The organism is Salegentibacter flavus, assembly GCF_900115145.1.
Classification (GTDB): domain Bacteria; phylum Bacteroidota; class Bacteroidia; order Flavobacteriales; family Flavobacteriaceae; genus Salegentibacter; species Salegentibacter flavus.
Genome location: NZ_FOVL01000013.1, coordinates 38609 through 51122, shown reverse-complemented (window position 1 = coordinate 51122; position 12514 = coordinate 38609). Strand labels below are relative to the sequence as shown.

General features: G+C 40.5%; 9 protein-coding genes. 3 read left to right on the top strand and 6 right to left on the bottom strand.

What is annotated here, in order from left to right; all coding sequences use genetic code 11:
• Positions 1 to 26: 26 nt before the first annotated feature.
• The 6 genes from porV to BM266_RS10935 form a co-directional block, all read right to left on the bottom strand.
• The gene (porV, locus tag BM266_RS10960) at positions 27 to 1199 is read right to left on the bottom strand and encodes a type IX secretion system outer membrane channel protein PorV (protein WP_093409518.1); all 1173 of its coding nucleotides are present in this window, start codon (positions 1197 to 1199) and stop codon (positions 27 to 29) included.
• 11 nt (positions 1200 to 1210) lie between these two features.
• Complete coding sequence (locus BM266_RS10955) at positions 1211 to 5803, bottom strand: LamG-like jellyroll fold domain-containing protein (protein WP_093409515.1); 4593 nt, start codon at positions 5801 to 5803, stop codon at positions 1211 to 1213.
• 494 nt (positions 5804 to 6297) lie between these two features.
• Positions 6298 to 7587 (bottom strand): glutamate-1-semialdehyde 2,1-aminomutase, encoded by a 1290-nt coding sequence (hemL, locus tag BM266_RS10950; protein ID WP_093409513.1) that lies wholly within the window; start codon positions 7585 to 7587, stop codon positions 6298 to 6300.
• A gap of 4 nt (positions 7588 to 7591) precedes the next feature.
• Positions 7592 to 8422, bottom strand: coding sequence for a glucosaminidase domain-containing protein (locus BM266_RS10945; RefSeq protein ID WP_093409510.1), 831 nt, complete (start codon positions 8420 to 8422; stop codon positions 7592 to 7594).
• 4 nt (positions 8423 to 8426) lie between these two features.
• On the bottom strand, positions 8427 to 9362 hold the full coding sequence (locus BM266_RS10940; RefSeq protein ID WP_093409508.1) for a 1-aminocyclopropane-1-carboxylate deaminase/D-cysteine desulfhydrase: 936 nt from the start codon (positions 9360 to 9362) through the stop codon (positions 8427 to 8429).
• A gap of 32 nt (positions 9363 to 9394) precedes the next feature.
• Positions 9395 to 9721: a hypothetical protein gene (locus BM266_RS10935; protein WP_093409505.1), complete on the bottom strand. Its 327-nt coding sequence runs from the start codon at positions 9719 to 9721 to the stop codon at positions 9395 to 9397.
• A 32-nt stretch (positions 9722 to 9753) separates the two neighbouring features.
• Here BM266_RS10935 and BM266_RS17100 point away from each other — a divergent pair, with 32 nt between their 5' ends.
• The 3 genes from BM266_RS17100 to BM266_RS10925 are packed head-to-tail and all read left to right on the top strand — an operon-like array spanning position 9754 to position 12478.
• Positions 9754 to 9924, top strand: a complete 171-nt coding sequence (locus tag BM266_RS17100) for a C1orf53 family protein (RefSeq protein WP_175494794.1) — start codon at positions 9754 to 9756, stop codon at positions 9922 to 9924.
• The gene (locus BM266_RS10930) at positions 9921 to 11918 is read left to right on the top strand and encodes a urocanate hydratase (RefSeq protein ID WP_093409503.1); all 1998 of its coding nucleotides are present in this window, start codon (positions 9921 to 9923) and stop codon (positions 11916 to 11918) included. Before BM266_RS17100 ends, BM266_RS10930 begins: the two co-directional genes overlap by 4 nt.
• Before the next feature lie 17 nt (positions 11919 to 11935).
• Positions 11936 to 12478 (top strand): DUF4136 domain-containing protein, encoded by a 543-nt coding sequence (locus BM266_RS10925; RefSeq protein WP_093409500.1) that lies wholly within the window; start codon positions 11936 to 11938, stop codon positions 12476 to 12478.
• Positions 12479 to 12514: the final 36 nt, after the last annotated feature.

Genomic DNA, 12514 nt, shown 5'->3' with positions numbered 1-12514 from the left:
GATTGGTTAAATAAAGAAATAATTTTCTATAAAGAAGTCAATTCTTCTATATTAACGGGAGTACTACGTTTCTCACTACCACCTAAATCTATACTCAGAGAAAGTTTCCAACCTTTATCTTGCCTAAAACTTACATTATTGGCAATTGGGGATTGATAAGCAAAATCAAATATAAACCTATCATAAACTGCACCGGCACCAACGGTAATATGGTTGAGATAACCTTTATCTCTATGTTGGGTAATATAACCTGCTCGAAGTTTAAAATTATCATTAAAATTAAATTCGGACCCCAGAGATAAAATCACTTCCTTCATTTCTTCTGAAAATCCATCGGGAGCATCTCCAAAAGAATTAAACCAGCCTCCTACTACACTTTTCTCAGGAATATTTTTTTGATCATCAGTTGCTGGAACAAGAAACTTTAGCGCTTCAAGATAAAAAGAGATAACATCATTCTGCCCACTCGCTATATGATAACCTCCCCCAATCTCAAGGGAAGTTGGTAACGGATAATCATAATCTTCATTGTCTGCATACTTCAGTTTAGAACCAAGGTTCTTTAAGTTGAAACCTAAAGTCCACTTATTGACTCTTTTATACAGTGGTTCTGAAATATAATAACCAGAAACATCTGCGCTAATGGCATTTCCTGTTCGTAACTGTACTCCGGTTTGATTTTGATTATCGGTAATATCAGATCTAATATATCTTCCCGAAACCGCCATTCCAAAGTTTTCATTCAGTTTTAATCCATAAGAAAGATCAAATGCAAGTTCGTTGGGAACAAAGCTTCCCTGGTTTATAATTTCATTCCCCATTTGCTCTTCAACTTCAACATTCCCAAAGCTAAAATAAGTGAGTGATCCACTTATAGCCGATCTCTCATTGAGACTTTGGTAATAAGCTACATTTGCGTGAAAAATGTCATTAGCATATCCCACAAATCGTGGAATATAAGATAAGCCTACTCCTGCACTTTCTTCTGCTTGAAAAAGAAATTTGGCAGGATTATGAAATTGAGAAAAAGCATCGGGTAATGTTGACACTCCGGTTTCTCCCATCGCTCCAGACCTGGCATCTGGTGTAACCTGCAGGAAAGGCGCACCGGTTATTACCGGTCGCACTAATTCCTGGCTATCTACTGTAAAACCTACAAAAACTAAAATTAGACTTATGAATATATTCTTTGTTATCATTATGTTTTAATTTAAAGCGCTATTAATTTTTTCAGGTAAACATTACCTTCCTGATCGATAATTCTTACCAGAAGAGTTCCTTTAAAAGGAGCTACTTCAATCTCTTGTTCATTGCTTTGATTACCTTTTATAATTTTATACTTGCCGGTTTCACTTTCTAATATTTGAATTTCAACAATTTTAGTTCTAAAAGGAACAATGACTTTCGCTGAAGTACTTTGTTTTAAAATTGTAGGCACTACGTGCGCTTCTAAAGTTTCAGGGTGATTAGTAATCACATCTACCTGGGCCATAGCTTGAGCGGTATTACCATTAGTATCTGTAACTGTCAAAATAACTTCATAGACACCTGGTTCGGTAAAGGTATCCTGATCTAAACTTAGGCTAACTTCACCGCATTCGTCGTAACTACCATCATTTATATCCTCCACAGAAATACTCACATTTTCTTCGGGATCTAAAACAACGGTAATATCCTTGGTAGATACAATAGGTGCAGTAATATCATTTACAATTACCTGTTGTTCCTGTGTAGCGATGTTTCCATTACCATCATCAAAAACCCAGGTAATCATATAATTACCCTGTGTACTATACTCCAATTCATCTGAGCTAGTTCCAACTATAGTTCCTTTACAATCATCGGTAGCAGTTGGAGCTGATATGTTTGCTACATTACAGTCTACGGTTATAGTTTCAAGTTCTGTTATATCAGGAACCGGAGCTGTTGTATCTTCAATTATTAATTTCTGTTGCTGATAAGCTATATTTCCACTCGCATCTTTATATTTCCAGGTTATTATGGTAGTGCCCTGCGCTGTTATTGGGAAGGCAACATCTGCTACCGCAACAATTTCGGTATCGCAATTATCTATAGCAAGCGGTTTAACCAAATCTGTCTCCTCAATTATACATTCAGCATATACCACATCTAATACATCCATAACCGGCATTGGGGCTGTAACATCCTGTATTGTCACCACAGCAGTTGCTGAAGATTCATTGCCGCTATCATCAACAACAGTTAATGTTAGCGTGCTTTCACCTACATCTTCACAGGTGAAATCCGTAACATCCAGACTTAGGCTTGCAATTCCACAGGCATCGTTTGATCCATTATCGATCATTTCCGGGGTAATGGAAGTCATTCCCATTTCATCCAATTGTACGGTGATGTTTTGAGTCAATACCTCGGCAGCGATATTATCTTCTACGGTTACTATTGCAGTAGCTGAAGATTCATTGCCGTTTACATCGGTAGCGGTTAATGTTAGCGTGTTTTCACCTACATCTTCACAGGTGAAATCCGTAACATCTAAAATCAGACTTTCAATTCCACAGGCATCGTTTGATCCATTATCGATCATCGCTGGAGTAATGGAAGTCATTCCCATTTCATCCAATTGAACCGTAATATTTTGAGTCAATACTTCGGCAGCGATATTATCTTCTACAGTAACCACAGTAGTTGCTGAAGATTCATTGCCGTTAACATCAATAGCGGTTAATGTTAGCGTGTTTTCACCTACATCTTCACAGGTGAAATCCGTAACATCCAGACTTAGGCTTGCAATTCCACAGGCATCGTTTGATCCATTATCGATCATTTCCGGGGTAATGGAAGTCATTCCCATTTCATCCAATTGTACGGTGATGTTTTGAGTCAATACTTCGGTAGCGATATTATCTTCTACGGTCACCACAGAAGTTGCTGAAGATTCATTGCCATTTACATCGGTAGCTGTTAGCGTTACAGTATTCCCACCTATATTTTCACAGGTGAAATCTGTAACATCTAATCCCAGGCTTTCAATTCCACAGGCATCGTTTGACCCGTTATCGATCATCTCCGGGGTAATGGAAGTCATTCCAAGTTCATCCAGTTGAACGGTGATGTTTTGAGTCAATACTTCGGCAGCGATATTATCTTCTACGGTCACCACAGCAGTTGCTGAAGATTCATTGCCATTTACATCGGTAGCTGTTAGCGTTACAGTATTCTCACCTATATTTTCACAGGTAAAATCCGTAACATCTAAAATCAGACTTTCAATTCCACAGGCATCGTTTGACCCGTTATCGATCATCTCCGGAGTAATAGAAGCCATTCCAAGTTCATCCAGTTGAACGGTGATGTTTTGAGTCAATACTTCGGCAGCGATATTATCTTCTACCGTTACTATTGCAGTAGCTACAGAGGAATTCCCGTTTTGATCGGTAACTGTAAGTGTTACCTGGGTTTGCTTTGTTATACCTTCAACAAAATTGTCTCCATTAGAGCCAAAAAGAGTTCCATTGTTATTTCCTTCTTCGTCATCTATATCTGTTCCATTTGTATCATCAAAAGTATAGTTACTAACCACTCCATTTAAGGGGGCTTGACTTGCTTTATCCTCTTCAACTTCTAACTCCTTTAATGCTCTATTGTAAATTCTGATCTCATCTATTTGTCCATCAAAATTACTTCTAAAACTAGCACCGTTATTTACTGTTTCCCTACCTACGAACAATTTGCTGCTTGTGGTATTTATATTGGGCTTAGAAAATGATTCAGACTCTCCGTTTGCGTATAGAGTAACCAATCCATTTTTAAAGGTAACTGCAATGTAAGTCCAGGTATCATTTGGAATGGATAAATTAGAAATATAATCATCACATCCACCCCAGAAAACCAATTTATTATTTTCACTCATTCCCAGTCCAAACATTTTACTGGTGCAATCACCATTACCTTGCTGAATTAAACATCCCCAACAAAATTTAGAAACGTCTGGGTTAACCCATAAACTTATGGTTCTTTCTTGAGCACCTATAGGAATATTAGCTGTTGCATCTGTAGAAAAGTAGGAGTTATTTTCAGTGGAAAAATCAATAGCCGAAGGGTTATTCGATTCAATATTTTCACAATTAAATTCAGTCTTATCTAAACTAAAGCTAAGAGCATCAGGATCAGTACAATTATCACTACTCCCAAAATCGATCATTTCCGGAGTAATAGAAGCCATCCCATACTCATCTAATTGAACAGTTATGTCTTTAGCAATTGCCGTGGGAGCAGTATTATCTTCTACGGTTACTATAGCAGTAGAAGAAGATTCATTACCATTAATATCGGTCACTGTTAGCGTTACGGTGTTTGCACCAATATCTTCGCAGGTAAAATCGTAAACATCTGCGGAGATAGAGGCGATTTCACAATTATCAGATGATGCATTATTTATGCTTAACAAAGCATTTATTGGGGCGTACTTAAAACTTACCGATGACGAATATCCGGAAGTTTGATTTACAGACATCCCAACAATGGCCTGACCAGCTGGAGCAAATTTAGTAGTAGTATTTAAGTTTGATGTTGCTGTTCCGGAACCACTTATGGCCCCTAAAACAGTATTTTCAATATCATTAAGGCTTCCTCTTGCTACTTCATTTAAAGACTTAGCATATCCCTGAATACTTACGTGAGTTCTCGACGATTGCTGGTATTGATAATCTCCATCTATAACCTGGAATCCAACCAGAATTTCATTCCCATTTAAAACTTTAGTGTTTCCTAAACTGGTTTGAGAGCCACTGAAACAGGTTTCAATTATCTCTGTTCCCAGGCTACCATCTGCCAATACTTCTTTACACATCAACCTGAAATCATCTAAAATCCAACCTGAAGAGCCTTCGTAACCAACGGTCACATAACCTTCGGGGCAATCACAATCAACAGTAGTAGTTGTACTAAGACTATTTTGAGGCTCAAGTTGACCAGCAACAGGTCCCACAGTATAATCACCGCTAATTGAAGCCTTGCCATTCTCATCTAATACCAGACTTACATCCTGGGTATTAACGATAGGAGCGATATTATCTTCTACGGTTACCGTTGTGGTACAGGTATCTTTTACCCCATCTGAATCGGTTATTGTTAATTCTACCGTATTCTCTCCTATATTAGAACAATCAAAAGTTTCTTGATCTATTGATAAAATAAACCCGGTTTTATCATCACTGGATCCGCCATCAACATCATTTGGAGAAATAGTAACATTGCCAGAAGAATCTAACTGAGCAGTAAATGCTTTACATACTGCAACAGGAGCTTGATTAACTTTTGTCCCCAATAATTGAGTTTCAGCAATTTGCAAACTATTATCTGGGCCACATTGAGTAGTAAATATTATTCTATAATATTTATAGGCATTTGTATTGGAAAAAGAAAATGACCTCTTTGTAAATCTTGAAGAGATACAAGGAATACTTCCCGAAGCAACGCTTGTAAAGGCACTCCCATCATTAGATCCCGAAATTTGAAAATTACGGGGATCTCGATTGGGCGAATCATTGGCGGTTGTAATCTCTATACTGGTCGCTACGTAAGCAGCTCCTCCCATAAAAACCGTAAAACCCATGCCATCTGAATAGTTAAAATCCAGAAACTTTGTATAGTTATTAGCATCAATTATTTTACTAACGTCTTCTCCGTTAGGCGAATTCACACTACCAGTAGTGGAAATATTCATGCCGGGAGTAAAAATGGGCGACTGTCCCATCGCTTCGCCAAAAGCTACACTAATAAAGATTAACAATAAAAATTTAAAGGAGTAATTTTGTTTCATTTAGAACGGTTTGGTTAAAATTAGGATACCCGATATGCTACGCTATTAAACAGCGATTGACAATACATTTGAGTAATCCCGTAATTTGAAAATTGGATAATTCCAGACTGGTACGCCTGATAGGAATTTGTAGGGGGCATTAAGAAAGTTTAATTAAACAGTTTTTAGTATTTATCTTAAAATAAGAGCAAATATATATTTTTTTAATGTTTCCTTAACTGTTTTCCAATAGGGGAAAAATCCCCCTTTTTTGCATAGAAAAGTATTATAACAGAATGCTATAAGGGATGATGGATAATTTTAAAATAATTCAGCTCCTCTAAAATTCGACGAAAAACACTTTTAATCGTCAAAATGAAGTTTATTTCTGAATTATGCCCCAATTACTTGTATTTATAAAAGAGATTTCCTGGCCCCAACTTTAATAGGCTTCAGTTTGGCCCATAAAAAAAGCCCTGGAAATTTCCGGGGCTTTTTTTATTTAATTGGCCTTTCTAAAATTCCTTAGTGACTTTTGCTACTGTCTCAATAGTTTTATCAAGATCTTCATACGAAAGCGCCTCGCTGATAAACCAGGTTTCATAGGCACTGGGGGCAATGTATATGCCATTTTCCAGCATTCCGTGGAAAAATTTATTGAAAACACCAAGATTTGCAGATCTGGCTGCAGAATCAAAATCGGTTACGGGTTCTTTCCCAAAATGAACCGAGATCATAGAGCCTACACGATTAATCGTATGTGGCACCTTATTGTTTTTTAGCACTTTTTCGATGCCTTCATGCAGGTATTCTGTTTTCTTGTCTATGCTTTGAAATATCTCCCGGTTCTGGTCGAGCTCGTTCAGCATAGCCAGGCCAGCAGCCATAGCTAACGGGTTTCCGCTAAGAGTTCCCGCCTGATAAACAGGACCTACCGGCGCCAGATAATCCATGATTTCGTTTCGCGCGGCAAAGGCCCCTACCGGAAGTCCGCCTCCTATCACCTTTCCGAAGCAAAGGATATCGGCTTTAACCCCAAGTCTTTCCTGCACTCCCCCGGGCGCAAGTCTGAAACCGCTCATCACCTCATCGAAGATCAGCAGGATATCATTGGCATCACATAAATCCCTTAAGCCTTCCAGGAAACCATCTTTTGGTGGGATACATCCCATATTCCCGGGAACGGGCTCAATGATAAGGCAGGCGATCTCATCCCTATTAGCTTCGATCACCTCTTTAACATTCTCCAGGTCGTTATAATTAGCAAGCAAGGTATCTTTCGCAGTACCCTGGGTAACTCCGGGACTGTTTGGCGTTCCGAAAGTAACCGCACCACTGCCCGCCTGGATCAGAAAGGAATCGCTGTGCCCATGGTAGCAACCGGCAAATTTGATGATCTTTTCCTTTCCGGTAAATCCGCGGGCCAGGCGCACTGCACTCATCGTAGCCTCGGTGCCCGAATTCACAAATCTTATTTTATCGATATTCGGGACCATCTTTACAGCCAGTTCTGCGATTTTTGTCTCAATTTCTGTAGGGGTACCAAAAGAGGTTCCGCTTTGAGCTTTTTCAACCACGGCATCAACTACCGGTTTATGAGCGTGGCCAAGGATAAGTGGTCCCCAGGAATTGATGTAATCTATAAGTTTATTTCCGTCTTCATCAAAGAGGTAGGCCCCTTCGGCTTTTTTAACGAAAATCGGGTCGCCTCCAACAGCTTTAAAAGCTCGTACAGGGGAATTAACCCCACCGGGGATTACTTTTTGGGCGGCGGCAAAGAGCTCACTGCTTCTTTTATAAATCATATTTTTAAAATTCTGAAGATGAAATTATATATAATATCTGCCCTACAGCAAGGCTTTCGTCTTTTAAGTCGTTGTAACGCTGTAAATCTTCCACTGAAATATTGTGTCGTTTTGCGATCCCGTAAAGGGTGTCCCCCTTTTCAACACGGTAAGTTAATTCTGAAGGTTCCGGATTATGGGTATAGCTGGGCGAAGGTCTTTTTAGAACATCGGCATCGTAGCGATATAGCTCGTAGCGCTCAATGATACCGATCAGTTTTTCAGGATATTTCCTATCAGTTGCATACCCGGCCTTTCTGAGACCGCGGGCCCAGGCCTTATAATCATCGGTACTCAGATCAAAGAGTGTAGCATAACGAGCTCTTTCAGTAAGAAACAACGAATGATCCCTATAGGAATACCTTGCATCTTTATATTTTCTAAAACATTCCCCACGGGCGTCATCGTCGTGATAAACCCTGGGACCATCCCAGTCATGACATTTTATTCCGAAGTGATTATTAGCGCGGCGGGAGAGATCCCCTTGTCCTGCACCAGATTCCAGTATCCCCTGAGCCAGAGTGATACTGGCAGGAATATTATACAAGCGCATTTCCTCCTGAGCGATACCCGAAAAATCCTTGATATAGTCTTCTACGCTATAACGTCGCGGTGAGGGCTCCAGGGTTTCTATTTTCTGAATACGGGAATCCTGGTTAGTATTTTCGCGAGGTGACGGAAGCTCTACGCGCGGTCCGGAATCATTCTTCTTTTTAGTTATCACTTTTTTCTTGCTCCCGCAGGAAACAGCAAAAGCCGAAGCTAAAATCAATAAAAGTATGTACTTTATCCTCATCTTATTAATTGATTAGGGGCAGATTCTTTTTCCTTAAGACTTTATTAACACCTTCAATTCCCTGGAGTCCGCCTGTATGAATAGCAAGGATCTTAGACCCGGCAGGGAATTTCCCTCTTTTTATTTGGTCAAAAATACCAAAAACTAATTTTCCCGTATATATAGGATCGAGTTGAATTTGATATTTTTTTTTGAATTTATTAATAAAATTTATCAATTCCGAATTCACCTTAGCATAACCGCTAAAATGATAGTTTAGTATTAGCTCCCAATTGTTTTTTTCGCTGTATTTACGTATTTCTTCAGCAAGAAAATCACCTTTCAGGGCCGGGAATCCCAAAATAAGTTGATGTATGCCCGAGGCATTAATTATTCCGGAAATTGTTCCCCCGGTTCCGACTGCGCAACAGATATAGTTGAATTCTTCGTCGCCGGGCCCTAGAATTTCCTTACAGCCATTTACAGCCAGGTCATTTGTTCCTCCTTCGGGAAGCAGATAAAAGTCACCAAATTCTTCCCGTAATTTTTGCTGAAAAACAAGGGTAGTTTTTTCACGGTATTCTTTCCGGCTTATGAAATGAAGTCGCATTCCGCAGGAATGTGCGAATTTAAGGCTGGGATTCCCATCGAGGGTTTTTAAAAGATCTTCCCCAAGTTCTTCACCGCGAATCACCCCGATGGTTTTTATACCGGCAATTTTTCCGGCAGCAGCCGTGGCTGTGATATGATTCGAAAAAGCGCCTCCAAAAGTGAGCAATGTTCCTTTGTTTTGGCGAAGAGCCTCCTTCAGGTTATATTTTATCTTTCTGAACTTATTGCCGGAGACCTCTGGATGCAATAAATCTTCGCGTTTCAGGTAGAGAGATATGTTCTGAGGAAATTCAGCAATAAACTGATTTTCAGAAGATACAGAAATATCAAAATTCAGTGGTTCCGGCATTCTGCAAATATCTCAAAATCTGAATCGCCCTGCTATAAAAACTGCAAAAAAGCCCAGAATTTTCGTTCAGAAAGATAATCCTCTTTCATTTCCTGGGTATAGGCTTCCCGCTCAAAACTAATATTTTTATATGCCAGAAAAGTATCCTTGTATTGAAAAAGTCTGTAGAAATATTCTAATAGATACCAGATATAAAAAGGGAGGATAAAAAGTTCAATCTGTTGCCGGAGGTGAATTTTTTCGTGATTTATAAAATATTGATCATCTTTAAGCTCCCTGGTTCTGAGGATTACAAAAGGCCAGATGCTTACCCCTTTAAACTGCTTCCCGAGCAGATATTTGTTGACGATCAAAATCACGCATTCAAGTTAAGAAATTGTATTTTTGTGGTATGAGTTTTTTAAAGAAAAGAATTCCGTTGGAAGAAGGGGATTACTATCTTACCCCAGAAGGTTACCGCTGCTTTACCGAACAATATCATCTTAAACGTGGTTATTGTTGCGAAAGCGGTTGCCGTCACTGCCCTTACGGATACAATAAAAAAACCAACACCCAAAAATGACAAAGCTAAGTTTCAAAGAGCAAATACTACAGGGAATACCCGAAATCTTACCGGCAAAGAAAGCCTATAATAACACCGTGAACCACGCACCAAAGCGCAAGGAAATACTCACGGAAGAAGAAAAGAAGCTGGCCTTAAAAAATGCGCTCCGGTATTTTAAACCAAGGCATCACGAGGAGCTTTTAGCCGAGTTCAAGGAAGAACTGGAAAAATACGGGCGCATTTATATGCACAGGTTTAAACCTGATTATGAAATTTACGCCCGTTCTATTGAAGATTATCCCGGAAAAACCCCTCAGGCAAGAGGGATCATGCTGATGATACAAAACAATTTGGACCCAAAGGTAGCTCAGCACCCCGAAGAGCTTATCACCTATGGCGGAAACGGAGCTGTTTTTCAGAATTGGGCTCAATACCTGCTTACTATGCAGTACCTGGCGCAAATGGATGATGAACAGACTTTGGTAATGTACAGCGGACATCCAATGGGCTTATTTCCTTCACATAATAAAGCACCCAGGGTGGTAGTCACCAACGGTATGATGATTCCGAACTATTCTAAACCTGATGACTGGGAGAAATTTAATGCGCTGGGCGTTACCCAGTATGGGCAAATGACTGCGGGAAGCTATATGTATATAGGGCCGCAAGGGATTGTGCACGGCACCACCATCACAGTTCTGAATGCCGGCAGGAAGATCGCCAAATCGGGAGAAGACCTGGAAGGAAAATTATTCGTCACCTCCGGCCTTGGAGGTATGAGTGGAGCGCAACCCAAGGCTGGAAACATAGCCGGTTGCATAACAGTTTGTGCAGAAGTAAATCCTAAAGCAACGCAAACCCGTCACAGTCAGGGGTGGGTTGATGAAGTGATTAGTGATCTTTCGGAATTAGGGATAAGAGTAAAGCAGGCAAAAGAAAACAAAGAAATAGTTTCCATCGCCTATCAGGGGAATATCGTGGAGGTATGGGAACATTTCGACAGGGAAAACATTTATATTGATTTGGGTAGCGATCAAACTTCCTTACATAATCCCTGGGCCGGAGGTTACTATCCTGCAGACCTGAGCCTGGAAGAGGCCAATAAAATGATGGCGGAAGATCCGGAGGAATTCAAAAAGAAAGTTCAGGAGAGTCTGCGCAGGCAGGTGAAAGCCATCAACGCCCACACGGCGAAAGGCACCTACTTTTTCGATTACGGAAACGCCTTTTTGCTGGAAGCAGGTCGTGCCGGAGCCGATATCTTTGCTGATAACGGCAGGGATTTTAAATACTCCAGTTATGTACAGGATATCATGGGGCCAATGTGTTTCGATTTTGGATTCGGTCCTTTTCGCTGGGTTTGTGCCAGCGGTAATGAAAAAGATCTGGAAAAAACCGATGCCATAGCCGCAAAGGTGCTGGAGGAACTCAAAGAAAATTCTCCCCAGGAAATCCAACAGCAAATGGCCGACAATATTAAATGGATTAAAGGAGCGAGAGAAAATAAACTGGTAGTTGGGTCCCAGGCCAGGATCCTTTATGCTGATGCTGAAGGAAGAATAAAAATTGCTAAAGCCTTTAACGATGCCATAGCCCGGGGAGAGATCGGGCCGGTGATTTTAGGACGAGACCATCACGATGTTTCGGGAACCGATTCGCCGTACCGGGAGACCTCCAATATCTATGATGGCTCCCAATTCACAGCCGATATGGCTATACAAAATGTTATTGGAGATAGCTTTAGAGGCGCCACCTGGGTAAGCATTCATAATGGCGGTGGTGTAGGTTGGGGAGAGGTTATTAACGGTGGATTTGGTATGATTCTTGAGGGTAATAAGGAGTCGGAAGAGCGCTTAAAATCTATGCTTTTCTGGGATGTGAATAACGGAATTGCAAGACGAAGCTGGGCCAGAAATGAGGGTGCGGTTTTTACTGCAAAACGCGCTATGGAAATGGAGCCCCGTTTACAACTCAGCATCCCGAATATGGTAGACTCCCGCTTATTAGACTAAATTTAAAAACTACACCTATGAGATTCTTAAAAATTACTCCGATTTTACTGCTACTTGCAGTTTTTCTTACCTCCTGTAGCAGCGTAAGGGTTGCTTCAGATTACGATCGTGAAGCCGATTTCAATTCTTACCAGACCTACGCCTTTTTTAAGCCCGGAATCGATAAAGCTGAAATTTCAGATCTTGACAAAAAGCGTATTTTAAGAGCCATTGAATCAGAAATGCAGGCGAAAGGTTTTACCAAATCTGATAATCCTGATATGCTGGTAAGTATTTTCACCAAAACCAACGAGAACATTAACATCTACCAGAACAATATGATGGGCTGGGGATACGGTTGGGGATGGCATCCGTGGTACTGGGGTTCAGGCTATAACACCGTAAGCCGTACCAGCGAAGGCACTCTTTATATTGACCTAATTGATGCTGAAGACAAAGAACTCGTATGGCAGGGAATGGGTACCGCCGCTCTTGCCCGCGAAGTGAATAAAAAACAGGAAAGAATTAACGAAATTGTTCAAAAGATCCTGGAGAAATACCCTCCCGGCTCAGACCGATAGAACTGGAAATAATATCATAAATGCCCCTCCAAAAGG

Coding starts and splice junctions, on each gene's coding strand:
- porV (WP_093409518.1), bottom strand. CDS start 1,199: ATGATAACAAAGAATATATTCATAAGTCTAATTTTAGTTTTTGTAGGT.
- BM266_RS10955 (WP_093409515.1), bottom strand. CDS start 5,803: ATGAAACAAAATTACTCCTTTAAATTTTTATTGTTAATCTTTATTAGT.
- hemL (WP_093409513.1), bottom strand. CDS start 7,587: ATGATTTATAAAAGAAGCAGTGAGCTCTTTGCCGCCGCCCAAAAAGTA.
- BM266_RS10945 (WP_093409510.1), bottom strand. CDS start 8,422: ATGAGGATAAAGTACATACTTTTATTGATTTTAGCTTCGGCTTTTGCT.
- BM266_RS10940 (WP_093409508.1), bottom strand. CDS start 9,362: ATGCCGGAACCACTGAATTTTGATATTTCTGTATCTTCTGAAAATCAG.
- BM266_RS17100 (WP_175494794.1), top strand. CDS start 9,754: ATGAGTTTTTTAAAGAAAAGAATTCCGTTGGAAGAAGGGGATTACTAT.
- BM266_RS10930 (WP_093409503.1), top strand. CDS start 9,921: ATGACAAAGCTAAGTTTCAAAGAGCAAATACTACAGGGAATACCCGAA.
- BM266_RS10925 (WP_093409500.1), top strand. CDS start 11,936: ATGAGATTCTTAAAAATTACTCCGATTTTACTGCTACTTGCAGTTTTT.